The 25,324-nt window shown below is 71.3% G+C and carries 22 protein-coding genes and 1 pseudogene; 12 read left to right on the forward strand and 11 right to left on the reverse strand.

Going from position 1 to position 25,324, the window contains the following annotated elements:
* The first annotated feature begins 1 nt into the window (after window position 1).
* Genes AB0K18_RS20160 through AB0K18_RS20170 form a run of 3 tightly spaced genes read left to right on the forward strand, consistent with a single transcriptional unit; the run spans window position 2 to window position 5,204 of the window.
* Window positions 2-2,197, forward strand: coding sequence for a DUF5682 family protein (locus AB0K18_RS20160; RefSeq protein ID WP_364916062.1), 2,196 nt, complete (start codon window positions 2-4; stop codon window positions 2,195-2,197).
* On the forward strand, window positions 2,194-3,303 hold the full coding sequence (locus AB0K18_RS20165) for a VWA domain-containing protein (RefSeq protein WP_364916065.1): 1,110 nt from the start codon (window positions 2,194-2,196) through the stop codon (window positions 3,301-3,303). Before AB0K18_RS20160 ends, AB0K18_RS20165 begins: the two co-directional genes overlap by 4 nt.
* A complete protein-coding gene (locus tag AB0K18_RS20170; protein WP_364916068.1) occupies window positions 3,300-5,204 on the forward strand; it encodes an SWIM zinc finger family protein in 1,905 nt (634 codons plus the stop codon). Before AB0K18_RS20165 ends, AB0K18_RS20170 begins: the two co-directional genes overlap by 4 nt.
* Here the strand turns inward: AB0K18_RS20170 and AB0K18_RS20175 are convergent.
* A complete protein-coding gene (locus AB0K18_RS20175; RefSeq protein WP_364916070.1) occupies window positions 5,144-5,611 on the reverse strand; it encodes an Rrf2 family transcriptional regulator in 468 nt (155 codons plus the stop codon). The two genes, AB0K18_RS20170 and AB0K18_RS20175, sit on opposite strands and share 61 nt — an antisense overlap.
* Window positions 5,612-5,741: 130 nt before the next feature.
* Between AB0K18_RS20175 and AB0K18_RS20180 the strand changes: the two genes are divergently transcribed.
* The 3 genes from AB0K18_RS20180 to AB0K18_RS20190 all read left to right on the forward strand — a co-directional run bounded on the left by AB0K18_RS20180 (window position 5,742) and on the right by AB0K18_RS20190 (window position 8,085).
* Window positions 5,742-6,491, forward strand: a complete 750-nt coding sequence (locus AB0K18_RS20180) for an SDR family oxidoreductase (protein ID WP_364916073.1) — start codon at window positions 5,742-5,744, stop codon at window positions 6,489-6,491.
* A 35-nt stretch (window positions 6,492-6,526) separates the two neighbouring features.
* Window positions 6,527-7,048 carry an NUDIX domain-containing protein gene (locus tag AB0K18_RS20185; protein WP_364916076.1) on the forward strand — a complete coding sequence of 174 codons (522 nt, stop codon included), beginning with the start codon at window positions 6,527-6,529 and terminating at the stop codon, window positions 7,046-7,048.
* Between the two features lie 98 nt (window positions 7,049-7,146).
* Window positions 7,147-8,085, forward strand: a complete 939-nt coding sequence (locus AB0K18_RS20190; RefSeq protein WP_364916078.1) for a fructosamine kinase family protein — start codon at window positions 7,147-7,149, stop codon at window positions 8,083-8,085.
* Window positions 8,086-8,104: 19 nt separating this feature from the next.
* Here the strand turns inward: AB0K18_RS20190 and AB0K18_RS20195 are convergent, their stop codons facing one another.
* Window positions 8,105-8,383 carry a hypothetical protein gene (locus AB0K18_RS20195; RefSeq protein ID WP_364916080.1) on the reverse strand — a complete coding sequence of 93 codons (279 nt, stop codon included), beginning with the start codon at window positions 8,381-8,383 and terminating at the stop codon, window positions 8,105-8,107.
* Between the two features lie 95 nt (window positions 8,384-8,478).
* Here AB0K18_RS20195 and AB0K18_RS20200 point away from each other — a divergent pair, with 95 nt between their 5' ends.
* Complete coding sequence (locus AB0K18_RS20200; protein ID WP_364916083.1) at window positions 8,479-8,934, forward strand: hypothetical protein; 456 nt, start codon at window positions 8,479-8,481, stop codon at window positions 8,932-8,934.
* On the opposite strand, the gene AB0K18_RS20205 is transcribed toward AB0K18_RS20200, so the two are convergent.
* Window positions 8,897-10,954: a DUF6571 family protein gene (locus tag AB0K18_RS20205; RefSeq protein ID WP_364916086.1), complete on the reverse strand. Its 2,058-nt coding sequence runs from the start codon at window positions 10,952-10,954 to the stop codon at window positions 8,897-8,899. The genes AB0K18_RS20200 and AB0K18_RS20205 overlap by 38 nt on opposite strands.
* A gap of 497 nt (window positions 10,955-11,451) precedes the next feature.
* Window positions 11,452-11,874, reverse strand: a pseudogene (locus tag AB0K18_RS20210) (HNH endonuclease); the annotation flags it as partial.
* Between the two features lie 639 nt (window positions 11,875-12,513).
* On the opposite strand from AB0K18_RS20210, the gene AB0K18_RS20215 reads away from it, so the two are divergent.
* From AB0K18_RS20215 to AB0K18_RS20230, 4 genes are all read left to right on the forward strand, one after another.
* Window positions 12,514-13,107 carry an ankyrin repeat domain-containing protein gene (locus AB0K18_RS20215; RefSeq protein WP_364916088.1) on the forward strand — a complete coding sequence of 198 codons (594 nt, stop codon included), beginning with the start codon at window positions 12,514-12,516 and terminating at the stop codon, window positions 13,105-13,107.
* A gap of 113 nt (window positions 13,108-13,220) precedes the next feature.
* Window positions 13,221-13,613 (forward strand): hypothetical protein, encoded by a 393-nt coding sequence (locus tag AB0K18_RS20220; RefSeq protein ID WP_364916091.1) that lies wholly within the window; start codon window positions 13,221-13,223, stop codon window positions 13,611-13,613.
* Between the two features lie 87 nt (window positions 13,614-13,700).
* On the forward strand, window positions 13,701-15,770 hold the full coding sequence (locus AB0K18_RS20225; protein WP_364916093.1) for a DUF4132 domain-containing protein: 2,070 nt from the start codon (window positions 13,701-13,703) through the stop codon (window positions 15,768-15,770).
* A 9-nt stretch (window positions 15,771-15,779) separates the two neighbouring features.
* A complete protein-coding gene (locus tag AB0K18_RS20230; protein ID WP_364916095.1) occupies window positions 15,780-16,187 on the forward strand; it encodes a S26 family signal peptidase in 408 nt (135 codons plus the stop codon).
* Here the strand turns inward: AB0K18_RS20230 and AB0K18_RS20235 are convergent.
* The 6 genes from AB0K18_RS20235 to AB0K18_RS20260 form a co-directional block, all read right to left on the reverse strand.
* Window positions 16,154-16,504, reverse strand: coding sequence for a hypothetical protein (locus tag AB0K18_RS20235; RefSeq protein ID WP_364916097.1), 351 nt, complete (start codon window positions 16,502-16,504; stop codon window positions 16,154-16,156). The genes AB0K18_RS20230 and AB0K18_RS20235 overlap by 34 nt on opposite strands.
* Before the next feature lie 148 nt (window positions 16,505-16,652).
* Window positions 16,653-17,426: an AfsR/SARP family transcriptional regulator gene (locus AB0K18_RS20240; RefSeq protein WP_364916100.1), complete on the reverse strand. Its 774-nt coding sequence runs from the start codon at window positions 17,424-17,426 to the stop codon at window positions 16,653-16,655.
* Between the two features lie 107 nt (window positions 17,427-17,533).
* Window positions 17,534-18,205, reverse strand: a complete 672-nt coding sequence (locus AB0K18_RS20245) for a response regulator transcription factor (RefSeq protein ID WP_364916103.1) — start codon at window positions 18,203-18,205, stop codon at window positions 17,534-17,536.
* Complete coding sequence (locus AB0K18_RS20250; protein ID WP_364916105.1) at window positions 18,184-18,840, reverse strand: hypothetical protein; 657 nt, start codon at window positions 18,838-18,840, stop codon at window positions 18,184-18,186. The genes AB0K18_RS20245 and AB0K18_RS20250 overlap by 22 nt, the downstream gene beginning before the upstream one ends.
* Window positions 18,830-19,534, reverse strand: coding sequence for an ATP-binding protein (locus AB0K18_RS20255; RefSeq protein ID WP_364916107.1), 705 nt, complete (start codon window positions 19,532-19,534; stop codon window positions 18,830-18,832). Before AB0K18_RS20255 ends, AB0K18_RS20250 begins: the two co-directional genes overlap by 11 nt.
* An 82-nt stretch (window positions 19,535-19,616) precedes the next feature.
* The gene (locus tag AB0K18_RS20260) at window positions 19,617-20,666 is read right to left on the reverse strand and encodes an aldo/keto reductase (RefSeq protein ID WP_364916109.1); all 1,050 of its coding nucleotides are present in this window, start codon (window positions 20,664-20,666) and stop codon (window positions 19,617-19,619) included.
* 48 nt (window positions 20,667-20,714) lie between these two features.
* Here AB0K18_RS20260 and AB0K18_RS20265 point away from each other — a divergent pair, with 48 nt between their 5' ends.
* Window positions 20,715-21,110: a MerR family transcriptional regulator gene (locus AB0K18_RS20265; RefSeq protein ID WP_364916110.1), complete on the forward strand. Its 396-nt coding sequence runs from the start codon at window positions 20,715-20,717 to the stop codon at window positions 21,108-21,110.
* 100 nt (window positions 21,111-21,210) lie between these two features.
* On the opposite strand, the gene AB0K18_RS20270 is transcribed toward AB0K18_RS20265, so the two are convergent.
* Window positions 21,211-25,287, reverse strand: coding sequence for a hypothetical protein (locus AB0K18_RS20270; protein ID WP_364916112.1), 4,077 nt, complete (start codon window positions 25,285-25,287; stop codon window positions 21,211-21,213).
* Window positions 25,288-25,324: the final 37 nt, after the last annotated feature.

Here is a 25,324-nt window from a genome sequence, read left to right on the forward strand (position 1 = left end):
GATGGGGGTCGTCTTCCTGGGCGTGCGGCACCACAGTCCCGCCTGCGCCCGGCTGGCCGCCGAGACCGTTCATGCCGTACGTCCCGCGTACGTGCTGGTCGAAGGCCCGGCCGAGATGAACGACCGGATGGACGAGCTGCTGCTCGGCCACGACCTGCCGATCGCCGTCCACACCGGCTACCGCGACCACGAGCGGCGCCACAGTTCGTGGACCCCGCTGTGCGACTACTCCCCCGAGTGGGCCGCGCTGACGGCGGGCCGGGAAACCGGCGCCGAGCTGCGTTTCATCGACCTGCCCGCCTGGCATCCCGCGCTGGCGGACCTCGCCAACCGGTACGCCGACGCCCGCTATGACGAGGCGGCGGAGAAGCTCTGCCGGGCGTTCGACGTGGACGACGTGGACGCCTTGTGGGACCACCTCTTCGAGGTCGCACCGGCCGACGGGCTGGCCGAACGGCTGGCCACGTACTTCGACCTCGTCCGCGGCGACGCCGAGGCCGGTCCTGACGACGCCGCCCGCGAGGCGTACATGGCGCGATGGGTCCGCGCGGCCGCGTGGGAGGCGGGCGAGCGGCCGGTGGTCGTGGTCACGGGCGGGTTTCATCGTCCCGCGCTGATCCGGCTGGCCGCGCGGGGCGAGCGGAGCTGGCCTGAGGTGCCACGGCCGCCCGAGGGTGCGGTGGCCGGCAGCCATCTCGTGCCGTACGCGTTCCGCCGGCTGGACGCCTTCGACGGCTACCAGGCTGGCATGCCGTCGCCCGGCTACTACCAGGACCTGTGGGAGCACGGCGTCGACGGCGCCGCCCGCCGGCTCGTCGAGGCGGTGACGGCCAGGCTGCGCTCAAGACGGCAGCCGGTGTCCACGGCCGACCTGATCGCCGCGCGTGCCACCGCCGACGCCCTCGCGCTGCTGCGCGGCCATCCGCATCCGGCCCGGGTGGACGTCCTCGACGGGCTGGCCGGCGCGCTGGTCGGCGAGGCGCTCGACGTCCCGCTGCCCTGGGCGTCCCGTGGACGTCTCCAGGCCGGTCATCATCCGGTCGTCGTGGAGATGATCGCGGCGCTCAGCGGCGACCGGACGGGCCGCCTGCATCCTTCGATGCCGCTGCCGCCGCTGGTCCACGCGGTGCTCGCCGAGCTGGGCGGCCCCGGCGACGAACGCCTCCACCTCGGCGATCCCGCCGACCGCGAGCGCAGCCGGTTCCTCCACAGGCTGCGCGTTCTGGGCATTCCCGGCGTGGTCCGCGGTACGTCGGGGCTCCGCGTCGAGCAGTGGAAGCTGACCGACACCGACGACCGCATGCCCGCGTTGATCGAGGCGGGCTCCTACGGCGTGGACCCGCAGGAGGCGGCGGCGTCCGTCCTCGCCGAGCGGGTCAGGGACGCCGACCTGGGCCGGCTGACCGACGTGCTGTTCGACGCCGCGCTGTGCGGCATCGGCGAGCTGGCCGGGCGGGTGCTGAACGACCTTGAGCGGGCGATCGGCGCGGCGGCCGACCTGGGTGCGCTGGGCCGTACCCTCGCCGTCGCCCTGGGGATGTGGCGGCACGACGACCTGTTCGCGATCACCTCGGGCACCGTCGTGCGGGCCGCCGCCCTGCGGGTGTTGTGGCTGGCCGAGGGGGTGCGCGGCGGGTCCGTACCGGCTGATCCACGGCGCATCGGCGCCATGGCCGCCGTACGCGACGCGCTCAGGCACGCCGGCCCTCAGCTCGGCCTGGACGTGGACGCGGCGCTGGGCGTCGCCGACCGCGTCGCCGCCTGCCAGGACGCGCCGCCCGACCTGCGCGGCGCCTCACTCGGGCTGGCCTGGTCACTGCGTGGCACCGCCGCTGATCCCGTACGTGCGGTACGCGGCGCGTTCGTCCCCCAGTCGGCCGGCGACTGGCTGGCCGGGCTGTTCGCGCTCGCCCGGGAGGAGGTCCTGCACACCGGCGGCATGCTGGAGCTGCTGGACGAGCTGGTCGGGGCGATGACCGACGAGGACTTCCTGGTGGCCCTGCCCGCGCTGCGCCAGGCGTTCGGCTACTTCCCGCCCCGCGAACGCCACCTCATCGCCACCCGCCTGGTCGAGCTGCACGCGGGCGCGTCCGCACGGGACCTGCTGCGGCTGGACGCTCCGCCGGAGCTGGTCGCCGCGGGCATGGCACTGGACGAACGCGTCGACGCGGCGCTGCGCGGGGAGGGGCTCCTATGACGCTCGAACGGTGGCGGCTGCTGCTCGGCGAAGCCGGCGGCGCCTGCCTCGGCGGCGGCCGGCTGGACGACGAGGCCGCCGGCCGCGACGCCGCCCTGGAATGGCTGTACGGCCGCGACGATGACCTGCGCGAACGCGGCGTCCGGCAGGCGGGGACCGGCCCCCCGAACCTGACCACCTTCGACTGGCTCGACGACATCACCCGCCTGTTCCCCAAGGAGACCGTCGAACGCCTGCAACGCGACGCCGTCGAACGCTACGACATCCACGACCTCGTCACCGACCCCGACGTGCTCGCCCGCATCGAGCCCAACCCCGCCCTGCTCAAGGCCGTCCTGCACACCAAACACCTGATGAACCCGCAGGTGCTCCGGCTGGCCAGGCGGCTCGTGGAGCAGGTCGTACGGGAGCTCATGGACAAGCTCGCCACCGAGGTGCGCACCGCCTTCTCCGGCGCCAAGCTGCGGCGGCCAGGCCGGCTGCGGGTGGCGCGCAACTTCGACATGACGCGGACGCTGCGCGCCAACCTCGGCCACTACCAGCCCGGCACCCGTAAGCTCGTGATCGAGAACCCGCTGTTCTTCACCCGCACCCGCCGCCACCTCGAACAGTGGCAGGTGATCCTGCTCGTGGACCAGTCCGGCTCGATGACCGACTCCGTGATCCACTCGGCGGTCACCGCCGCCTGCCTGTGGGGATTGCCCGGCGTACGCACCCATCTGGTCGCCTTCAGCACCGATGTGGTCGATCTGACCTCCGACGTGGACGATCCCGTTGAGCTGCTGATGAAAGTCCAGCTCGGGGGCGGCACGGACATCGCGCGGGCGGCGGCGTACGGCGCCCGGCTCGTGGACCGGCCGCGGCGGGCCATCGTCGTGGTGATCTCCGACTTCTACGAGGGCGGCGACGCCCACCAGCTCGTACGCATCGTTCGTGGCCTGGTCGAACAGGGCAGCAAGGTCCTCGGTCTGGCCGCGCTCGACTCGCAGGCCAATCCCGACTATGACCGGGAGCTCGCGCAGCGCCTGGCCGATGCCGGGGCGTCCGTGGGCGCGATGACTCCGGGTGAGCTGGCGGCCTTCGTCGCGGAGCACGTGGGCCGATGAGGACGGATCTGCTCGGGCTCACCACCGACGCCCTCGCCGCGCTCACCAACCGGGGGCTGGTCAAGCGGGCGGGCAAGGAGGCCGCGCCTGACCTGCGTACCGATGACGTCGGGACCGTGCACGGGGACTTCGCGGGCGGGCCCACCGCCAGCCTGCCGTCCGGTGGGCTCGATCTTGCCCGGTGCACGTGTGGTGCTCATGGGGTGTGCCGGCATGTCGTGGCGGTGGTGCTGGCGTACCAGCGCCGGCACGCCGATCGTCCTCCTGAGGCTGCCGCCTGGTCGCCTGGGCAGGTGACCGACGACGAGCTGACCCTGCGGATCGGCACCCGCCTGATGACCGCCGCCCGCCGTACCTTCACGGCCGGCTACACCGCCCGCGTCCGCCGCACCCCTGCCCCGCAGGTCGAGCTCCCCACCGCGACCGTACGCTTCCTCATCCCCGGCGACCTCGGCTTCGTCCACACCGACACCGTCGCGGGCAGCCACGACGACCTCATCGCCCTCGCCGTGTGGGCGTTCCGGGTGGCCGACGAGCTGCATCCAGGGGTGCACGAGGCACGGGTGGACGTCGGCGGCTCGCCAGGAGCCGGCACCGGGTCCGGGCTGGAACGAGCCCTGGAGCTGGCCGGCACGGTCCTGCGCGAAGGCGCGGCACACCTCGGGGAAGGGCTCGACGCGACCATCGCCGACGTACAGCACGATCTGGACGCCGCCGGATCCCGCTGGCCCCTGCTGGCCGTCGGCGACCTCGCAGAACAGCTGACCGCGTACCGCGACCGCAGCGCCCACTACCGTCCCGAGCTGCTCGCGAGCCACCTCGCCGAGCTCCACGCCAGGCACCGGGCCGTCACCCGCCCCGACGCCACCCTCCGCAGCAGCGTGCTCGGCACCGCCGAGGCCGCCGAGACCCCGCTGCGCCGGGCCCGCCTGGAGAGCCTGGGCTGCCGGATCCGCGGCTTCGCCGGGCGCCGCATCGCCGAGGTCTACCTGGCCCACAGCGCCGGCGCGATGGTCCTCGTACTGCGCCGCGAATGGGACGGCGACGACGACGGCCCCGCGCTGGCGGGCCGCCGCGTCGCCGGCACCACCCTCGCCGCCCTGGCCACCGGCAACCTCGTCACGGAGTCGGCCGTCCGCAGCGCCAGCCGTACCGTGCGGCTGTCCACCGGACGCATCTCCAGGACGACGGTGAGCGCCTCGCGCGGCGCCTGGGCCGACCTCTCACCGTCCCTCCTGGTCATCGACCTGGCCGCCCTCGGCCGCGAACTCGACGCCCTCACCCTCCGCCCGATCCGCCCGCGGGTGGAGGCCGAGCTGGTCCGCGTCATCGCCGTATCCCAGGTGCTTTCCCTGGCCTACGTCCCGGGCGACCAGCGCCTCGACGCTTTGATCACCGATCAGGCGGGCCACACCGCCACCATCACCGCCACCCACACCACCGCCGCTCCTGGCCGCCTCGACGCGCTGGCCGCCGTCCTGAAAGGCGGGTTACGGTACGTCAGCGGTGTCGTGGGCCGTAGCGCGGGCGGCATCGTCATCGACCCCGTCGGCCTGTCCACCGGCGAGCGGGTCGTCGTACCCGACCTGCGGCCCGCCGGAGCCAGCGCCCCCTTCGCGATCGCCGACCCCGACCAGTCCGGCCCGCTCACCGCCGTACTGACCGACGCCCGAGCCCTGCTCGCCGAAGCCGCCCACCACGGTCTCGCCCACCTCCCACCGGCCTACGACGACCGCCTCGCCACCGCCGCCCGCCGGCTGACCACGCTCGGCCTCCACCGCATCGCCGGGGCGGTCACGGCGTTCGCGACCGAGACGGTCGAACAGACCTGGATCGACGCCTACCTGCGCCTGGAGGTGGCCCTGGACCTGACGTCTTCAGGTGCTGCGAGGACGTCCTGAAGGACGTCCTGCAGGGTGACGCGGGCCAGCTCGCCCCGGAGGGTCTCCTCGATGCCGTCGTAGATGCGCCGCATCGCCGGCTGGATGCCGTGGCCCACGACGCAACCCTGGTCCGGAGTGGCGCGGTGGAGGGCGAAGAGGGGGCCGGTTTCCACCGCTTCGTACACGTCGAGCAGCGTCATCGACTCCAGGTCGCGCGCCAGCGTCCAGCCCGCGCCCAGCCCGCGCCGCGACTCCACGAGCCCCGCCCTGCGCAGGTCGCCGAGCAGTCGCCGGATCACCACGGGGTTGGTGTTCGCGCTGGACGCGATCTGTTCTGAGGTGGCGACCTCATGGCCCTGGCGCTGGTAGAGGCCGATCCAGGCCAGCGCGTGGGCGGCGATGGTCAACCTGCTGTTGGCGCTCATGGTGTCGTCCCTCCGGTCGCAACTCCCGATGTTACGACATGCTCGTCGTAACAGCTATGGTTGCAACATGTTCGTCGTAACTATTAGCGTTACGACAGTTCGAGATGGTCAACCAGTTGGGACGAGAACCATGAACAAGCCACTGACCGGCAAGGTCGCCCTGGTCACCGGAGGATCCCGCGGGCTGGGAGCCGCGACCGTACGGCTCCTCGCCGACCAGGGCGCCGACGTCGCCTTCACCTACGTCAGCTCCGACGAGCGAGCCCAGGCCGTCGTCGACGAGGTACGGGCCAAGGGGGCGAAAGTAGCCGCGTACAAGTCCGACCAGTCGGACACGAGCCAGGCACCCGCCCTGATCGACAACGTGATCTCCCACTTCGGCGCCCTGGACATCCTCGTCAACAACGCCGCGATCTCCATCAACGCCACGGTCGACGACCCGAACGCCGACACCGCCGCCCTGGACCGCATGCACGCCACCAACTACCTCGGCGTCATCGCCATCATCCGGGCCGCCTCCCAGGTGCTGCGCGAAGGCGGCCGCATCATCACGATCAGCTCCGGCTTGGGCACCCGAGCCGGCGTCCCTGGCGTGGCCGACTACGCGGCGACCAAGGCCGGCGTCGAGCGCTACACCATGGGCGCCGCCCGCGACCTCGGCCCCAGGAACATCACCGCCAACGTCGTCGAAGCCGGCATGATGACGGACGGCATGGAACACCCGGACCCGGAGATCATCAAGGCCCTGCTCAGCTCCCTGTCGTTGCAGCGCCTGGGCCACCCGGACGAAATGGCCGCCGCGATCGCCTTCCTGGCCGGTCCGGCGGCGTCGTACGTCACGGGCGCCAAACTGGACGCCCACGGCGGCTACAACGCCTGATCCTCTTTGTCAGTGGCCGGCCGTAGCCTGGCGCGATGATCCGCGATCCGTGGGAGCAGGGCTTGCTGGAGGCCGCCGCCTTCGATGCCGAGTCCGCGACGCTGGAGTTCGATCAGGCCCGTTCCTGGCTGCGCTCGGCGCCGGACAGACCGATGGAGCCGCTGGGCGCCGAGGTGTGGGTGCTGGATCCCGCCCTGGAGCAGATCCTGCTGGTCCAGCACCCGTGGCGCGGCCTGGTGCCGCCCGGCGGCAAGGTCGAACCGGGCGAGAGCCCGCGCCAGGGCGCGGCGCGCGAGCTGGCCGAGGAGTGCGGGCTGCACCCGCAACTGCTGGACCGGCCCGCCGCGGTGGCCGTCCGCTCGTTCCACCCGGACCTGCCGCCGGCGCTGTCGTTCTCCTACGCCGCGATCGCCGACCCGGCCGAGCCGCTGACCCCAGAACCCGGGCAACCGGCGCTGTGGCATCGGCTGGACACGGACTGGGCCGGCTTCTTCCCCCAGGACCCCGACCGCGTCCGGCAGTATGTGAAGGCCTTGAGGAGCGGCGCGGCGGGTTGAGCGGGGCTCGAAGCTGTCGTCGCACCTTGGCCGCCGGCGCCCTCCAAGGGATCACGACTTTCTAGTAGTTGCCGCTACAAACCAGGCAAGATGACCTCATGTCCACTGCGCCGGGGTCCTTCTTGCTCGAACGCCTGCACGCGGCCGGCCTGACCGACGTCACCACGGTCGAGCCGGCCACCGGGGGTCTCGCCGCGACCGCAGGCCTCGCCCGCCGCGGCGACGACACGTCGGTGTTCGTCAAGGCGTTCACCGAGCCGCCCGCGGACGACGTCTTCACCACAGAAGCCGAGGGCCTCATCGTGCTCCGCGAGGCAGGCGGCATCACCACCCCCGACATCATCCTCGCCGACCGCGGCCTGCTCGTACTGTCCACGCTGCGGCCCCGCCCGACGACCGAGGTCTTCTGGGAGCAGTTCGCGCACGCACTCGCCCACCTGCACACCACCACCCGCCACCCGCGCTTCGGCTGGCACCAGGACAACTGGCTGGGCCGTCGCCGGCAGATCAACACCTGGACCGACGACGGCTACGACTTCTTCGCCCAGCACCGCCTGCTGCGCTGGCTCACCGAACCCCGCGTCCAGGAGGCCCTCGACCCCGCGGACCGAGCAGCCCTCGAACACCTCTGCGACCGCCTCCCCGACCTGTTGCCCCCCGGCCCCGCCTGCCTGACCCACGGCGACCTGTGGGCTCAAAACGTCATGTCCACCCTTGACGGCCAACCCGCCCTGATAGACCCGGCAGTGTCGTACACCTGGGCCGAAGTGGACCTCGCCCACCTCTGGACGACAGCCCCACCCCCCGAAGCAAAGGCATTCTTCGACCTGTACGCCGACCTGACGAACCTCGACCCCGACTGGCGCAACCGCATGCCCATCTTCCAGCTACGCCAGCACCTGGCCGTCATCGCCCAATTCACCCCAGATTGGGGCGCCGCCGACATAGTCCGCACCACCCTCACCCCCTTCCGCCACCGCCCCAAAGCCCAGCCGGACAGTCACCACACGACACCGGCGCCCGAGCCGACCACGTAGCCACCCAGCAACGTGGCCGCTACGCATTCCGGGCCTGATCTGGTGTCACCTCGGTTGGTGTGCGGCGCATTTCCTCTTCGAGGGTCTCGAGAACCGCCTGGGCCACCGCTCGTACCCGAGTGCGATGCCCGGTCAGCTCCCTGGCGAAGCCTTGAGCAGTGCGACCGACCCAGATGGCCCGGCCCGTGAACTGCTCACAGGGAGGGTCGAGCGCCGTCTCCAGCCGGTCCACGTGCGCCCTGGCCTGGGCGATGAGCTGCTGCAACTCCGCGTGGCGCGGGTTGGGTACCGGAGCCATCGGCTTCCTAAGAGAATTGGTTGAATGGGTTGCAATGACCTAGCGACCATTATGAGACTTGTCCGGGGTACCGGCCTGCCTTCGGAGGCAAATCGATGATAATTCCGGCATGGCGCGTGGTTTTGGTGTCCTGGATTGCGTTTCTCGTGCTGGCCGGATGCGGTGGGTCGAACGATCCCAAAGTGCCAACGGCCGCCGAAGCTGGTGCGACACTCAAGGAGCACGTCAATCGAACCCTCGAGGGTGCTCAGGCCAAGGCCATCGAGGTCACCGATCCGGGCGGCAGGGACGTCCCGTGCGGTGCGGGCAAGGTCAAACGCACCTACGCTGCCACAGCAAGAAATGACATCGGATCAGGGGACCCGAACTCGATGCTCCTGGTCATGGTCGGCGCTCTCGATGCCGTCGCCGAATATGAATTGAATGCGCCCGGACAACCCACCGTGCAGGATCTCGTCAACAAGGATTCCAAGACACACATCGTGCTGTCGTCACCGGCCCAGCATGTCATGGTCATCCGCGGCGAGACGGATTGTCTTCCGCCCGGCTGAGCTCATCGAATCGCTTCCACTCGTCCTCCGCCGCGTCCTTGGCTCCGCGGAACATCACATCCAACTGCTTCGTCGCCTCGCCGATGCGGCTCTTGTCCGTCAGGCCGGATCCGTTGGCGATCAGCCAGTTGTTGAGGTTGCGAAGGGCTTCCTTGCTCTGGGCGATTTTCTCGAAGGGCAGCAGCTTTCCGTTCTCGTCGACGATCGGCGGCGTGTTGAACCGTTCGTCCGCCGCCGGCACCTGAGGTTTGAACCCGCCGGCCGTCAGCACATCGACCAGCCACCTGCCTCTCGCCAGAGCCGCCAGCCTGGTCTTGTCATCGAGGGCGTCCAGTCGCGTCTTGTCGACCTCGGTCAGGTCGCTCAGCATGGATCCCGCAATGGTGGTTGCCGCGATCCAGAGTGGCTGTCCCTGCAACGCCACGGGCACTCCCGCCACGTTGATGAAGAAGCCAAGCTTGGCGAGTCGCTGTTCGCGGAACTCCTTGTCCTGTTCATCGAGCAGGCCCTGCACGGCCCGTTCAGCGGCGAACTGCATGCCCGCCGTATAGCCGAGCGCCTTCATCGCCCGTTCCAGGTGCTCAACGCTCCGTCCGCCGTCCGCTTTCGCCGCCGCAGCCATGAGCCGATCGGTCAGCTTGCCCATGCCCTCCTCGAACGGCGCGATGATGGCCGGCGAATTGGCGAACAGCTTGACGAACGCGTACGTGTCCTCGGGTGACAACCGGAAAGCGGGGTTCAGCCCCGGCACGACCGTCTTCACCGGGCCGAAGGCACTGCCCTGCGTACGATTCGCGTCGCCAAGGTTCGCACCCTCGGTGATCTCCGTTGCGTACGCGCCGGCGATCTCCGCCAGGTGCTTCCTGGTCGCGTCGTCGAGGTCCAAGGCCCTGATGCCCTGTTGTCGCTCGGCCGCGCTGGAGTTGGCGAGGTCAGGCAGCGCCCTCATGAGGTCGAAGGCGAATCTCGCCGATCTGGACGAGTGCGCCCCATCCTTCTCGTCATAAGCTCCCGCAGCGGCCGCGAGCATCCGCCCAAAGGCATCCGCCGCCTCAGGACCAGACGACACCTCTCGACGGGTCCTCCACGCCAGGTCGCGCAGCAGCGCCGACAACGGCACACCTTCCTTGCGCACCGCGGCCATGGCCAGCCGCGCGGCGGCGGGATTGTTGCCCAGCGCGGCCAGATAGCCCTCCATCTCCTTGCCCTGGAGCCGACTGTCCGGCGTCAAGGCGTGCGCCTTCACCACTTTGGCCAGCCACTCGGGCGGAAAGTCCCCCGCCCGCAGCAGCCATCCCAACGAGCGGTCGCCGGGCAGGCCGGGCCCGCGCGCGAGCTCGTTCTTGAGCTTGGCGAATCCCGGCACGTCCGTACCGGTGAAAACAGCCGACCGCTCATTGTGTCCGCGTGAGACGACGTCCCCACCCCGCACCGCGGTACCGAAAGCACGGCTCACCACATCGATCGCCTTCTCCGGGTCACGCATGCCCTGCCGCAGTTTGCCGGCGATGGCGAGGGTGCCGTCGACACCCAGGCCGGCGAAGAAGGCCGCAGCGAAATCAGGGTCGTCCCGATGGGCATCCAACTCAGCGATGAGAGCGGCGAGTTCTTCATCGTGGGGCCGATTCATCAGCGGTCCGGCACCCGATCTCGCGTCCCTGAACCGCTCGGCCAGCTCCGCCCCCTTCTTCCTGGCCTCGCTCTGGGACATGAGCCGGCTCTCGTCGAACGGCAGCAGACCGGTCCGCCACGGGGTGATGGCGTTCGCCGCCCTGGCGGTCTGAGCGCGGCGGCGCAGCTCGGGCAGTTTGATATCCAGCCACATCAAGGTGGCGGCGAGCGGCTGCAGATCCGCCGTAGGCAGTCCCGCCTGCTCCAGAATGCGACGCAGCGCCCCGGCCTCCTCGCCGACCCGATCTCCACTGCTCTTGAACGTGGTGATGAACCTCTCCATGAGCTCGGGATCGAGCCCGCTGTAGTCAGGAGAGAGTGGACCGGTACCCGGCGACGTGATGCTCATGATCGCCTCCCGCCTGTTGGCAGCGCCCTCAGCGTAGGAGCAAAACCAGCCACACCAGCATCGATCGACCCTTTCGGCATATTTGCCGACTGATGGTCGTGCATTCGAGAGCGGCTTCGCAGGATATGACTCAGGCGCTCGGTCCCCATCGCTGTACCAGTCGTAATGATCAGATGATGCTCAAGGTGAGTAGTCGAGATCTGCCCCGCTGGCCGGGAAGGGAGGAGTAGTCGGACCATCGGCACGCCTAATCATCCCGCACTTCGTTGGCTGCCTCGCGGCCCATCATCGTGCCCAAGCCGGTGTCAGGGCCCCATGCTCGTCTGCCCGCGATCTCCTGGTCCTCGTAGATCCGAAAGGCGTCTGCGTTCGTACAGCACCCATACCGGATCGAGACCAGTAGCCGGGATCGTTGGGGAGAACCAGCACAGCACCGCTCCACCCCTCGAAGCGCCCGTCCCCCACCTCACCGAGGTCTGGCCTGGACAACAGCAGATTCAGGAGCCGATGCTGTCGGTCGGCGGTCCCATAAGACACAAGCTACGGCTCATGTTCGCGGGCAGGCGTACGAACACCTGATCGCCGTGCCAGCCGATGTGCTCCTGTCCCACGACGTCCAGTCCTGGCTGGGGCCGCCTGGCGGGCCGGCCGGCCAGAGCCACCACCATGTCCCGCGACGACGGCGAGCGACCCACGAACCTGGCCGACACGGCGATGGTCCGCTGCGCCGTCAGCCCGAGCACGCCCTTGTCGAACAACATGTGGTGAATCGCGCACAGGCACAGCCCGTTCGCCACGTCGTCGGGCCCGTCGAAGGCCCACCACCGCACGTGCGCCGCGTCCAGCCCCACCACCGCGCCGTCCAGCCAGCCGTCGTAGGAGCAGAACGCGCAGCAGTACTCGTACGCCATCAGGTCACGTCCCGTCGGGTGGTGTAGAACCGGCCCTCATCGGCGCGTCGCCTTCAACGAGGAGGGCCATCGCGTGAGTCTCTGTGTGAAACCGCCAAGTGACACGCAGAGGAGAAACAACGCGATGGCCCTGGACCGGTCTGCCCTGTTAGAAGTCCTTTCGGGACCGAAGAACTCCGAAGCGAGCGAACGCGTCCGGCAACGCCGCACAGGCTGCCACATTGCGTCACTCGTGGTGATCGAACTCGGTCGGAGAGTCATAGAAGGGTAAGTGCGTCGAACCGATCCGATTCGCAGTCCCCCTCCGATGGCCCGTGTGTCATGGCGCTTCAAGCGGTGCAGCGCTCTGGCTGGGTGCGGCATGATCTTCTCACTCGAGTCAGTGCGAGCCGAGGAGCGTCGTGGGCGGATTCGGGTTCGGGTTCGGTGGGTGGGTCGGTGTCGGTGGGGACGGGTGGGCTGATCTGGCTCTGGTGCGTGGTCGGCTTGACGCGGGAGCGGATGCGAATTCGGGGGTGTACGCCTTTGGCGGGTACGAGGGGCGGCCCTTGCACTTCGCGGCTGAGTGGGGCTGCCCGGAGACCGTGGCGGAGCTGGTCGGGCGGGTGGGCTCCTGGGCGGCTTGCGCTCGCCGGTGCTGAGCCGGACATGTTTCCGTTGCCGGCGGGGCAGGCGGGTTTGTCGCCGGCCGAGAGTGCGGCGGTGGTGGAGGCGCGGCGGCTGATCTCCGTGCTCGGGGAATGTCGGCAGGAGGGTGCGGCTTTTGCGTTTGTCGCCGACGTCACCGCGGTCGAGGCTGCTCGGCGGTTGCGAGCCCGGCCGGTCGATGAGGACGCCGTCGCGGCGATTCTGGAGGATCCCTGGGCCGACTTCGATGGGAGCTTGCGGGTCGTCGGGCTCAGCGACGTTCCTGGGGGATGCGTGGTGATCCAGCCTTGGGGGCATGTTCCGGCCGACCCGGAGGTAGCCGGGCCTCTATCCGCGGGGACCGTCTGTTACGGCGTTGCGGCCAACCCCAAGAGCGGTGATCAGGGCATCGTGGCCCGCGACGGTACGGTCGAAGATGCCGACACCAATCCCGGCGGGAGTGATGCCGGCGGGCATCTGACGTCCGAGGAGATTCTCGCCGAGTACCTCTACCAGGGGCATGCCGTGGCCTACTGTTGCGCCGCGGCCGGGCTTCGGCCGTCCGATGCGCGAGCCGTCGTCGGCCCGCCCGATATGTGGGTTCGGCTGCCGTAGAACCGTACGCCGCCCAGGTGGCGGTCGGTCACCGGCTGAGCCCGCCGGTTCTGTCGTTCGGCGCTGCTATAGATGGCGCCACCACCTGATCTCCGACGACAGAAGGATGGCCGATGGCATCGGTGACGTTTCGTGATGAGTCCGCGAGTGGGCGGGCTCTGGAGGAGTTCTCCCTGCCGGGCCTGCCTGACCGGGTCTCGGCCAGGGAGCTCGTACGGCTGCGTGTCCGCGAGGAGGTGGCACGCCACAACGCCGCCCCCAAGCGGCTTTTCAGGGGGCTGGTGAAGCCGGCCGATGCCGAGGCCGAGCTGAACGGCTACCGGTTACGCGCCGCGCGGAAGCTCGACTGGGAGAAGCAGGCCGACGCCGCCGAGGCCGCGTTCGCCCGCAACGGGTTCCTGCTGCTGGTCGGCGACCGGCAGATCCTGGACCTCGACGTGCAGATCGACCTCGACGCCGACCCTGTCGTGTCGTTCGTCAAACTCGTGCCGCTGGTGGGTGGCTGACGTGGACGTGATGTCTCCGCTCGTGCCGCTGGTGGAGGGCTGACGTGGACGTGATGTCTCCGCTCGTGTCGCTGGTGGGGGGCTGACGTGGAGGTGCTGTCTCCGCTCGCGCGGCGGCTCTGCGATCTGATCGACGGCCGCGCCGACGATCCCACCCGCTGGCCTGAGGTGCCTCGGTTGAGCGTCGGCCTCGTGGGGATGGGTAGCGGATCACCCATCGCCACCGGGCCGGCGCCTTATGCGCTCGACGAGCGGACCAAGGAGAAGCTGGTCGAGCCGGCTCGGGAGCTGGTCGGGTTCATGCTCTCGAAGACGTACGGCTGGCCGGACATTCTGGTGGCGGCCGGGCTGGCGGGCATGGACGCCGACGTGCGGGCCGCGCTCGCCGAGCGGCACGGGCCGATCGCGGTCGCCGAGATCGACCTGGTGCTCGGCTGGGAGGTGGAGCTGCGGGCGCTGTTCGCCGAGACCTCCATGCACGACGGCCAGCCGGTGCCCGTCCCGATCGAGTGGATCGGCGGGTTGCCGGGATATGTGGGTTTCGCCCGTACGGCGCTGGAGATGGCGCGCGACCGTGCCGTGGCGATCCACGCGGGTGAGATCCCCTACCGGGCGGAGAAGGCGTTCGACGACAGTGAGCGGCGCACGCTCGGCAGGGCCGTGCGGCTGGCGCTCCTGCGCGACGAGAGCTGGCTGCCCGAGCTGCTTGACGAGCTGGTCCGGGGCATCGCGGTGGCGCCCACCCAGGCCAAGACGCTGCCGTCGCAGAAGCTGCTGTTCGAGATCGCCCGCGCGGCGGAGGAACATCCGACGCCCGAGGTGATCTCCGCGCTGCGCACCGCCCGCCGCATCACCCGGCACGGCGGGGTGCCGATGCAGCTCGACCGCAAGTTCAAGCGCATGGAGCCGGCGCTGGCCGACCGGCTGGAGGTGGCGTTCAGGATCCCCTACGGGCGGGTGCGGCAGGAGTTCGGCGAGCACACGGCGGTGATCTCGACGGACGGCGGGGTCGAGCTGTCGTGGTGGCACGGGTCCAAGAAGCTGCGGTCGGTCCCGGCGGCGGTCAGGCGTGAGCATCCCGACGAGGTCAAGCGGCTGCGCGAGCTGGCCAAGCTCACCCAGCAGCAGCAGGCGACGCTCGCCAGGGCGCTGGAGGCCGGCTACGCGGGCGTGACGGCGCCGCCGTACCGGCAGCTCGAAGGGCATCCGGTCGCCGAGCGGCTGATCTGGGAGTTCGAGGTCGCGCCTGACGTGTGGCGGGCCGAGCTGGGGATGCACGTCCCCGACGTGCGGGTGCGGCTGTGGCATCCGGCCAGGGCGTCGGTGGCGGAGGTGCGCGGCTGGCGGGAGGTGGTCCAGGACAAGGAGCTGCGCCAGCCGTTCAAGCAGGCCTTCCGCGAGATCTACCTGCTGACGCCCGCCGAGGAGGCGTCCGGCGTTTTCTCCGGCCGGTTCGAGGGGCAGGTGGTGCACTATCGGCGGCTGCGGGCGCTGTTCAAGGATCGGGGCTGGACGTCCAAGTTCCAGGGGCACTGGGAGGAGGACTGCGACGCGCACCGGGTCATGGCGGGCGGTGAGTGGCGGGCGACGCTGGAGCACTATCTGGCCGACGACGTCCACGCCGACATCGGCCGGGCGAGCTTCCAGCGCAGGAGCGGCGGCGTTTGGCGTGACGTGCCGCTGAGGGAGGTGCCGCCGCTGGTGTTCAGCGAGGGCATGCGGGACATCGACCTGTTCGTGGGCGTCGCCTCGATCACCCTCGATCCGCAGTGGACCGGTCAGGGGCCCGACCGGCTGCGCGACCACTGGGAGACCGGGCCGTTCGCGCCGCTGACGCCCTCGGCGGAGGTACGCAAGGACGCGCTGGCCCGCCTCATCGGGCGCACGGCCATCGCCGACCGGTGCACGCTCACCGACCGCTATCTGGTGGTACGCGGTGATCTGCGGACGTACAAGATCCACCTCGGGTCGGCGAACATCCTCATGGAGCCCAACGACGCCTACCTCTGCATCGTCTCCGCGCGCGGTTTCCAGCCGGGACTGTTCCTGCCGTTCGAGGAGGACGGGCGGCTGGCGCTCATCCTCAGCAAGGCGTTCCTGCTGGCGAACGACACCGCGATCACCGACCCCTCCATCACCCGCCAGCTGTCGGGCTAGGGTGAGGGCGTGTGGTACGTGCTCGGCGCCGTCGCGGTGCTCGCCGTCCTTGCGGTCGTCGCGCGACGGGCTCTCGTCGTCGTGCGGGTGAGCGGCGTGAGCATGGCGCCGACGTTCCGTCCTGGTGACCAGGTGCTGGTACGCAGGACCGCGGCGGTGCGGCGGGGCCAGGTGGTGGTGTTCGAGTCGACGCGGCCCCCGGGGTGGGGCACAAGGCCTCCTGCCCCGCCGTGGGCGATCAAGCGGGTGACCGCGGTGCCGGGCGACCCGGTGCCCGGTGACGTGGCGGAGGCGGCCAAGGCGCGGCCCGGCGATCGCGTGCCGGAAGGGGCGCTCGTGGTCGTCGGCGACGGCACGTCCAGCGCGGACTCGCGGGTCTACGGCTACCTGCCGGCGAGATCGGGGTCAGCCGGCTGATCCGGCGCCGGCTCCTGGAGACGCACGCGCAGCAGCGGCGCATCTCGGCGGCGTGGGAGGCGGTGCACCTGCTGAGCGCGGGGCGGCGCGGGCGGAGCCGTACGGTGACGGTCGAGCAGATCGACGGCGCCGACCGGGTCGCCGAGCGCAGCCGCTCCCTGGCGCTCGACGCCCAGGAGGTGCTGGCCATGCATCTGTGCGTCGACCTGCGGGGGCTCGGCGAGACCACCCGCCGCCGCACGATCGTCTCCAGGAAGAGCGTGCTGGACCAGGCAGTCCTGGACCGCTGCCTCGCCCTGCACCGCTCGGGCGGCCACCACCGGCTGGTGGACGACGACGGTCAGCAGCTGGTGATCGTCGACCGCGCGGTGGTCTTCGTGCCCAGCGAGCCTGGCGGTGACAACGCTTTGCGGGCCTGGCGAGGGACGTGGGGCGGAGGATGGAGTGGCCCGCGGATCAGGCGGCCTAGCCCCCGACCAGCTGGCCGGGCCTCGGGGGGTCGAGGGCGGGGTCGCGGTGGAGGACGCTTTGGAGGAGGCGGCGCAGCTCCGGGCCTGGTTCGATGCCGAGTTCGTCGGCCAGGGTGCGGCGGGTCTCGCGGTAGACCTCGATCGCCTCCGAGGGCCGCGAGGCCCGGTACAGCGCCAGCATGAGCTGGGCGCGCGGGCGTTCGCGCAGCGGGTGGGCCTCGATGTGGGCCATCAGCGCGGGCACGACCTCGTGGTGCTCGCCCGCCGCCAGCCGTACGTCGACGTGCTCCTCCAGGACGGTCAGGCGTTCCGCCTCGAGGCGGGCGGACTCGGCCTGCGCCCAGGGATCGGTCATGCCGGACAGGGCGTCACCTCGCCACAAGGCGAGCGCCTCGCGGTACAGCCGGTCGGCGGCGGCGAGGTCGCCGTCGCGGCGGGCGGCGCGGGCCTCGGCGGTCAGGAGCGTGAAGCGGTGGGCGTCGACGGACTCGCGCGGCAGGTCGAGCCGGTAACCGCCGGGCACGGTCACGATGACCTGCGGGGGCAGCGCGTCCCGCAGTTTGGACACGACGATGTGGAGTTGCTTGCCCGCGGTCGCCGCGGCGCCGTCCGCCCAGACCTGTCCCCGCAGCCGTTCGGCCGGGACGGCCTGTCCCGCGTTCAGCGCCAGCTTCGTCAGGACGGCGACCCGTCGCTTGCCGATCAGCGTGGCGGGTTCGCCGTCGGCCGTGACCTCGCACGGCCCCAGAATGTTGATCTCCAGCCCCATAGAGTCCCCCCTGTGGATGTCGGGGATACCCGCTCCCCCATGCAGCGGGTATCCACACGATCACCACCATAGGGACGCATCGGGCGGGGCACTGTCCGGCGAACGCCCTACACCTTGTCGTTCAGCTCGGCGAGAGTGATGAGCCCGTCGTCGAGCGCCCGGCTGACCAGGTCACTCTTCGTACGGGCGGCGCGCCCCACGTTCGCGTACTTGACGCGGACCCGCGTGATGTAGGTGTCGACGGTCTTGACGCCGATGTTGAGCTTGGCCGCGACCAGCTCCTTCGAGGACGAGACGAACCACGCCCGCAGCACCTCCGCCTCCCGCTGCGACAGCCGCGGCCGCTCGGCGGAGGTGTCGGCGATGAACGCCCCGGACAGGGACGGCGTCGTGTACGCCTCGCCGCGCGCGGCCGCCTGGATGGCCGGCACCAGGTGTTCGGGCCCCTCCCGCTTGGTCAGGTACGCCAGCGCGCCCAGATCGACGCACTTGATGGCGATGCTGTCCTCGATGTGCTGGGAGTACACGACCACCCGCCGGCCGCTGTCCACCAGCCGGCGCAGCTCCCCGAAGTCGGGCATGCCGGGCACCAGCTCGAGATCGAAGATCACGACGTCGGCGCCGGCGCCCGGCCCCGTCCAGACCTCGGCGAGCCGGTCGCCCGCGTCGATGAGCCGGATCGGCGGTACGGCGGCGGCGCACCAGACGCCCACCCCCACGGCGATGGCCGCGTGGTCGTCCACGATGACGGCGGTGATCACGCGGTCGTCAGCTGCCATGTGGCCTCCATCCAGATCAGGTCACCGTGCTGCACGGCTTCGACGAGGACGTCGTCCGAGGCGGGCCGCGGCGCGGCCAATTCGTCTCCGTCGGCGACGACGCTGACCGAGACCTGGTCGTCGCCGCCGACCACGGTGACCCGGGCCCGCGACGAGGCCGTGGCGAGCACGGTCAGGACGGCCTCGGTGAGGTCGCGGCGTACGGCCACGGGCGGCACCGGCCACATGCCCCGCGCGTCCAGCTCGACCGCGACCCCCTTGCGGTCCGCCACGTCGGCGCAGTGCCGCAGCTCGTGCCAGAGGGGGTCGGCGACGGAGTCGGCCTCGGCGAACAGCCGGCGCATGCGGGCCGCCTCGATCGCGCAGCGCCGCCGCACGCCGGGGTCCTCGGGGTCGAGCGAGCCGCCGGCCAGCCCTTCGAGCAGCGGCACCGTGCTCGCCGACAGCTCGTCGTAGCGGGCCAGCCTGAGCCGGTGCGCCTGCGCGGTGGCCTCCTCGGCGACGCGGACCCGTTCGGTCTCCGCGTGCGCGTCCGCCGCGACCTGGCCGAGCCGACGGACGATCGCCGAGGCGGCGAGCAGCGTCGCGAGCCGCAGGCCGTGGCGTAACGCGCCCTCGATCAGGTCAGCCATCATCGGAGCGCCACTCCAGACGTACCAGGGTGCCCTCGCCGGGCGCCGAGGTGATCGCAGCCGTGCCGCCGATGCGGGCCAGCCGGCCGCGTACGGACTCGCGCAGGCCGTACCTGGTGGCCGGGACCGCGCCGGGGTCGAAGCCCGCCCCCTGGTCGGCGATGTCGAGACGCAGCTCGCGGGCGTCGCCGGTGAGGCGGATCGTGGCCCGGGTGACGCCCGCGTGCCGGCGGACGTTGGTGAGCGCCTCCCCGGCCGCGTCGGCGAGGGCGCGCGCGGCCTCGTACGGGAGTGGCAGCTCGCCCGGCCCGTCGAACTCCACGGTCAGGGGCACGGCGTCGAGGCCGGCGCGGAGCATCGTCACGAGGTCGGCGCGCGAGCGGGCCGCGCCTTCGCCGTGGGAGCCGCGCAGCCTTTCCAGGTCCCTGCGGGCCTGGGCGGGCAGCCAGGGGGCGTCGGAGCGTACCTGGCCGACGCCGACCATCAGCAGGGTCGTCGCCGCCGTGTCGTGCAGGGAGGCGGCGAACTCGCGCTCCTCGGCGCGGACGGCCGTGGCCACCAGCGACTCGCCGCGTACCCGTGCCGCCTCGGCCACGGCGAGGTCGGCGCGGCGTACCAGGGTCCAGGCCAGGCGGGAGAGCGCGGCGGCCGCGTACCGGCGCCCGAAGCGACGCAGCAGCCCCGCCGCCTGCGTCACCCGCGCCACCTCGCTCCCGCCGATCCGGTATGCAACGAAAGCCTAACCACCGCAGGCACGGAAGCGGCGATCTTGAAGGAGATCAGCCGGCCGCGCGGTCCCCGGCCGGGCGGCGGCGCAGGGCGGGGTCGGTCAGCGGGGCGGGGCTCCAGAGGCCGACCGGGTGGTAGACGTTCGTGCCGGGCGGCACCAGCTCGTCGATCCGGTCGAGCACGGCGTCGTCGAGCACCAGCGAGGCGCCCTTCAGCAGGCCCTCCAGCTGCTCCATCGTGCGCGGCCCGAGGATGACCGAGGTGACCGCCGGGTGCGCGGCGGCGAAGGCGATCGCCAGCTCGGGCAGCGTACGGCCGAGCTCGTCCGCCAGCTTCACCAGCTCTTCGACGACCTCCAGCTTGGCCGCGTTGACCGGGATGGACGGGTCGAACCGCTGCGGCGCCTGCGCGGCGCGGCCCCGCGACAGGTCGATCTCCTGCCCCTTGCGGTAGCGGCCGGTCAGGAAACCCCAGCCCAGCGGGCTGTAGGTGAGCACGCCCATGCCGAGCCGCTGCGCCGTCGGCAGCACGTCCCCCTCGATGCCGCGGGCCAGGATGTTGTACGGCGGCTGCTCGGTGCGGAACCGGTACAGCCCGCGCTGCCTGGCCACGTGGTACGCCTCGACCGTCTCGTGCGCGGGGAAGGCCGAACTGCCGAAGGCGCGGATCTTGCCCTGGCGTACGAGGTCGGTCAGCGCGGCCAGGGTCTCCTCGATGTCCGTCCTGTGGTCGGGACGGTGGATCTGGTACAGGTCGATCCAGTCCGTGCCGAGCCGCCGCAGGCTCGCCTCCACCTCGCGGACGATCCACCGCCGCGAGTTGCCGCCCCTGTTGGGCCCCTCCCCCATCGGGAAGTGCACCTTCGTCGCCAGCACCACGTCGTCCCGCCGGCCGCGCAGCGCCTTGCCCACGATCTCCTCGGACTCGCCCGCCGAGTACATGTCGGCGGTGTCGACGAAGTTGATGCCGTGGTCGAGCGCTTTGTGGATGATGCGGATGCTGTCGTCGTGGTCGGGGTTGCCGGCCGCGCCGAACATCATCGTGCCGAGGCAGTAGGCACTGACCTCCATGCCGGTGCCGCCGAGGATGCGATATCTCATACTTCGCGACCGTAGATCTTAGAGCCGACTCTAAGTCAAACTGACGGGATGTCAGGTCTGAGCATCGGCCAGGTCGCCGAGCGCACCGGTCTCAGCACCCACACGTTGCGCTTCTACGAGCGCGAGGGACTGCTGGCCCAGCCGGTACGGCGGGGCAGCGCCGGGCACCGCGTCTACAGCGAGGACGACGTCGACTGGCTGGGCGTCTGCATCCGGCTGCGGGCCTCCGGCATGCCCCTGACCGACATCCGGCGCTACACCGAGCTGGTCAGGGCGGGCCAGGGCAACGAGGCGGAGCGGCTGGAGGTGCTCCGCCGGCATCGGGAACGGGTGCTCGCGCGGATGCACGAACTGGACGAATGCCTCACGCTGATCACTCACAAGGTCGGCGTGTACGAGAGCCGCCTCGGGTTGCGGGACGACGTCGTGGAGTGCGTTCAGTAGATGCGGTACTTCTTGCCGCAGCGAACGTGATCGGCGCCACACGTGAAGGCCCCGCCGGGCGGTGCGCCGGCGGGGCCGTGAGCAGAGGCCGAGATGAGGCTCAGTCCAGCCAGCGGCCGGTGCCGTGCACCGTGACCTCCAGGAGTTCTGCCGGGTTGTCCGGGTCCGGGTAGTAGATGACCATGGTGGTGCCCGCCGGGAGCAGCAGTTTGACGGCCTGGATGCAGCCGGCCACCTCCTGCCGCCGCGCGTCCGGTCCCGTGCCCTCGATCGGGACCGCGTCGCACACCCCGCCGGGGTTGTTCATCACCAGCCGCAGCGTGTTGTCCTGCAGCGCCACCTCCTTGGTGGCGACCCGGTACGCGAGCTGCGTCTCCAGATGCAGGGCGGGCGGCGGGACCGGCACGCCGAACTCCCGCCGGTACAGCAGGTCGAGCCGCTGTTCCAGGGCTCGCAGGTCGTCGTGGAGCCCGCTCTCGACGGTGTAGTTCGCCCACGCGCTGAGATCGTCGGCCGGGGGCAGGGTCGCGATCGGCAGGCCGTTCGCGTCGAGCACGCGTCCCGACGAGTCGACGATGTAGCCCTGGTTGTTGAGCTGCTTGATCGTCCGGCTCACGTCCTTGAGCTGTCCGGCGGTCTCCGCGTACGGGCAGTCACCGCCGTCCCTGACGCACCCGACGGGCAGGATGCGCAGCAGCGACATCGCGAGGTCGGTCTCGTGGATCGCCGAGATGACCGCGCGGTCGAGGATGTTCTCCTGCAGGTACATGGTGCCCAGGATCGAGTTGTACTCGGCGAAGCGCAGGTCCGGGTCGACCATCGACTCGACGAAGGTGCCCTTCCACTGTCTCGAGTACTCGTTCCAGTCGGGGTCCTCGGTCAGGTCCATGGCTCCGGCGATGCAGTCCCTGAACTTCTTCGTCGCGCCGCCGAGGCTGCTCTTGGGCGCCTTCTTGCACTTGCCCACGATGCTCCACTGGGACATGGCGTTGAGCAGGTCCAGCGCGGTCAGGCCCATGTACTCCTCAGCGAGCCGGTGGGTCTCGCTCTCCCGGTCGGAGATCCCGCGCTTCGCCCACGAGAACAGCGGGCTCATGACGACCGACAGGCACGCGTCGAGCGCCTTGCCGACGAACTGCTTCCTGCAGGCGTCGGCGCGCTCACCGGCGTAGCCGGCCGGGTCGTTGAGCGGACCCTTGGGGTCGTCGAGCAGGTCCTCCACGTACTGGTTGCAGTCGTTGTACGTGGGCAGGCCGTTCTCCGGCCCCCACTTGCAGTGCCCGTACCACTCGGCCTTGATCGTGTCGAGCTTCTCCTTGGCCTCGTCCCGGTAGTGCTCGAACACCTCGGCGGCGATGCGGGCCGCCTCCGACGCGCTGTTGCCCGCCCGGATCTGCGCGTCGTACGCGGTGTCGTACGCGGCGAACGCCCTGGTCGCGTCCTGCGCCGCCGAGACGGCCGAGGCGCGCGCCCAGCGGGCGGAGAGCGAGGCCCGCCCGGCCGACGCCTGCGCCTGCTTGGTCGCGGCGGCGGCGGTGCGGACGGCCTGCGCGGCGCGTTCCGCCGACTGGGCGGCGTCCTGCGCGGCGGCCACCGCGTTGGTCGCGTGTTCGCGCGCCCGGCCGGCCGCCTGGGTCGCGGCGGTCGAGTAGCCGATGGCCTCTTCCGCCGCCCCGCGCGCCTGCGCGGCTGCGGCCTGCGCGGTGCGCGCGAAGTCCACCGCCTGCTCCGCGATCTTCGAGGTCTCGATCATCAGGGAGGTGGCCACGAAGTTGTGGGTCGCGGTCGCGTGGTCGCGCTGCGCCGCGCGGTGCCGCTCCACCTCCAGGAACTCGACCTGCATCGCGGTGGTGCCGGCCAGCGCCACCCTGGCGCCGTTGCGCACCTCGGTGCCGTTGGCGTCGTCGCCTGCGATGGCGGCGACCTTGGCGCGGACGTCGATCGCGTGCGCGGTGTTGTACGTCACGTCAAGGAACCTGCGCAGCGCATCCGGGTCCTCGGAGCGCAGGGCGGTGTTCGCCGCCTCCGCGGTGTCCGTGTCGCCGGCCTCGACGGCTTCCCCGCGGATCCGGCCGACCCGCACCCGGTCCTCGGCGGCGCGCTCGGGATAGTCCGGGTCCTCCAGGAACGCGACGACGTCACGCCACCCGCCGCCGAGTGCCCGCTCGGCGGCGGCCCTCATGGCGGGGCTGCGCGTGACCGAGAGCCCGGTCAGCGTCGTACGGTCGTCCTGCTCCTCGGCGTCGGCGAGCCCGCTCCTGACGAACTCGACGACGCGGGCGTCGTCGTCCTCACCGAGCGCGGCCATGGCGGCGGAACTGGTCCACGAGCCCGACACCGTCACGAAATAGCGGGCCACCTGCCGCGCCTTGCCGGCCGCCACCGCGAGGTCGGCGCCCTCCGAGGAGCCCTCCGCCGTAGCTTCCGCGATCAGCGCGTCGATCTCCGGCGTGTGATAGCGCTTCATCGGTACGTCGAAGCCGCGGGCGTCCTGCAGCCTGGCCTTGGACGCCTGTTCGGTAACGTGCCGGGCGAAGGACAGCTCCAGCTCGTACTCGCTCCTGATGCGTTCCTCGTCCGCCTCGCGCGCCGCCTTGTAGACGTCCTGGGCCGTCTCGGCGGCGTCCAGCGCGTCCTCGGCCGCCTTGAAGGCGTTGTTCGCGTGCTCGGTCGCCAGCTCGGCGGCGTTGACGGCGGAGCCCGCGTGGCTCGCCGCGCTCGCGGCGGCGCGCGCCGACTGCTCCGCGTACGACACCGCGCGGGTCGCCGCGTCCCGCGCCTTGCCGGCCGCGTCCTGGGCGACGTTCGCGTGGCGTACGGTCTCGGCGGTGGCGGCCTTCGCCCGTTCCGCGTCGGCCCTGGCCCGGGACGCCGCCGCGAGCGCGGCCTTCGCCTCGGCGCTGGACACCCCCGCGTACTGGGCGGCGGCCTCGGCCGCGTGGCCGGCCGCCTCGGTGTTGGCCCGCGCCGAGTTCGCGGCGGCGACCGCGGCGTGCGCCTGCTGGGTGACGGCGACGATCTGGTCGATGGGCGACATCCAGGCCGTGAGCGCCGGGCCGACCTGCTGCATCGCCCGGTTGTACGCCTCCGCGTCGGCCGCGGCCTTCGCGTCCAGCTCCGCCCTGGCGGCGGCCGCCCACGCCTCGTCGGACTTGGTGTGCGCCCGCGCCGCCGCGGTCGCCGCGCGTCCCGCAGCACCGGCCGCCATGCGGGCCGCGTCCGCCGCCGACCGCGCGGCCTGGACGGCGACGCGCGAGGCCGCGGCGGCACGGTCGGCGGCGTCGGCCGCCCGCCGCGCCTGCTTCCTCGCCTCCGCCGACTCCCGTCCGGCCAGCGAGGCGAGCCGCTCGGCGTCCTCCGCCTCGGCCTTGGCGGCCGCGGACTCGGCCTTGGCGCGCTCTGCCTGCGCCACGGCGGAGACCGCCTCGAACGCGGCCCGCCTGGTCGCCTCCGTGGCGCTGGTCCGCAGGTCGTTCAGCGTCTGGTTCTCGTCGTCCCTGGCCTGGGCCACGCCCCAGTCGATCTGGACGAACCGTTCCTGCATCTCCAGGCTGCCGTCCTGCAGCGCCCGGTTCGCCGCCGCCTGCACCTCGGGTCCGCCCTCGCCCATGGCGCGGTTGACGACGGCCCGCAGATCGATCCGGTACGGCAGCCGCCACCCCGTCTCGATGAACTCCCCCATCGCGCCGCGCGAACCGTTGCGCAGCACCGCGTTCGCGGCGGCCTTGACCTCAGGACCGCCCACCGCCTTCATCTTGTTCACGCTGGCCCGCAGGTCGATCTCGCGGGCCAGTTCCCATCCGCCGTCGAGGAACGCCGCCACCGCGCCCGGCTGCTCCGAGCGCAGGGCGGCGTTGGCGGCGGCGGCCACCTCGGGGCCGCCGAGCGCCTTGATGCGGCCGACCTGCTCGCGATCGTCGAAGGCGGCGAGCCTGGGCAGCTCGGCGAGGAAGGCGCAGACGGCCGCCCTGTCGCCGAGCAGCGCCTGCTCCGCCTTCGGGCGGACGTTCAGCCCGCCCGTCACCCAGGCCTCCAGCACCACCTGCCGCTCGCAGACCGGCTCCTGCGGCGGGTCAGCCGATGCGGCGCTCGCCTGCCCCATCGGGGCGACCGACGTGAGCACCAGGCCGGTGACCAGGGCCGTCCTTCCTAAGAATCTCCTGCACAACGCATTCATCGCCGTCTACTTCCGTCCCTTGAGGAAAAGGGCCGGC

Origin of the sequence: Nonomuraea sp. NPDC049421 (genome assembly GCF_040677005.1) — a bacterium.
Taxonomy (GTDB): Bacteria; Actinomycetota; Actinomycetes; order Streptosporangiales; family Streptosporangiaceae; genus Nonomuraea; species Nonomuraea salmonea.

What these genes read in the sequence shown, in the direction of transcription:
- AB0K18_RS20190 (WP_364916078.1), top strand. Translation starts at nt 7,147, where the DNA reads ATGTCCACTGCGCCGGGGTCCTTCTTGCTCGAACGCCTGCACGCGGCC.
- AB0K18_RS20205 (WP_364916086.1), bottom strand. Translation starts at nt 10,954, where the DNA reads ATGAGCATCACGTCGCCGGGTACCGGTCCACTCTCTCCTGACTACAGC.
- AB0K18_RS20160 (WP_364916062.1), top strand. Translation starts at nt 2, where the DNA reads ATGGGGGTCGTCTTCCTGGGCGTGCGGCACCACAGTCCCGCCTGCGCC.
- AB0K18_RS20180 (WP_364916073.1), top strand. Translation starts at nt 5,742, where the DNA reads ATGAACAAGCCACTGACCGGCAAGGTCGCCCTGGTCACCGGAGGATCC.
- AB0K18_RS20175 (WP_364916070.1), bottom strand. Translation starts at nt 5,611, where the DNA reads ATGAGCGCCAACAGCAGGTTGACCATCGCCGCCCACGCGCTGGCCTGG.
- AB0K18_RS20195 (WP_364916080.1), bottom strand. Translation starts at nt 8,383, where the DNA reads ATGGCTCCGGTACCCAACCCGCGCCACGCGGAGTTGCAGCAGCTCATC.
- AB0K18_RS20165 (WP_364916065.1), top strand. Translation starts at nt 2,194, where the DNA reads ATGACGCTCGAACGGTGGCGGCTGCTGCTCGGCGAAGCCGGCGGCGCC.
- AB0K18_RS20260 (WP_364916109.1), bottom strand. Translation starts at nt 20,666, where the DNA reads ATGAGATATCGCATCCTCGGCGGCACCGGCATGGAGGTCAGTGCCTAC.
- AB0K18_RS20185 (WP_364916076.1), top strand. Translation starts at nt 6,527, where the DNA reads ATGATCCGCGATCCGTGGGAGCAGGGCTTGCTGGAGGCCGCCGCCTTC.
- AB0K18_RS20265 (WP_364916110.1), top strand. Translation starts at nt 20,715, where the DNA reads ATGTCAGGTCTGAGCATCGGCCAGGTCGCCGAGCGCACCGGTCTCAGC.
- AB0K18_RS20170 (WP_364916068.1), top strand. Translation starts at nt 3,300, where the DNA reads ATGAGGACGGATCTGCTCGGGCTCACCACCGACGCCCTCGCCGCGCTC.
- AB0K18_RS20215 (WP_364916088.1), top strand. Translation starts at nt 12,514, where the DNA reads ATGTTTCCGTTGCCGGCGGGGCAGGCGGGTTTGTCGCCGGCCGAGAGT.
- AB0K18_RS20200 (WP_364916083.1), top strand. Translation starts at nt 8,479, where the DNA reads ATGATAATTCCGGCATGGCGCGTGGTTTTGGTGTCCTGGATTGCGTTT.
- AB0K18_RS20240 (WP_364916100.1), bottom strand. Translation starts at nt 17,426, where the DNA reads ATGGGGCTGGAGATCAACATTCTGGGGCCGTGCGAGGTCACGGCCGAC.
- AB0K18_RS20245 (WP_364916103.1), bottom strand. Translation starts at nt 18,205, where the DNA reads ATGGCAGCTGACGACCGCGTGATCACCGCCGTCATCGTGGACGACCAC.
- AB0K18_RS20270 (WP_364916112.1), bottom strand. Translation starts at nt 25,287, where the DNA reads ATGAATGCGTTGTGCAGGAGATTCTTAGGAAGGACGGCCCTGGTCACC.
- AB0K18_RS20220 (WP_364916091.1), top strand. Translation starts at nt 13,221, where the DNA reads ATGGCATCGGTGACGTTTCGTGATGAGTCCGCGAGTGGGCGGGCTCTG.
- AB0K18_RS20250 (WP_364916105.1), bottom strand. Translation starts at nt 18,840, where the DNA reads ATGATGGCTGACCTGATCGAGGGCGCGTTACGCCACGGCCTGCGGCTC.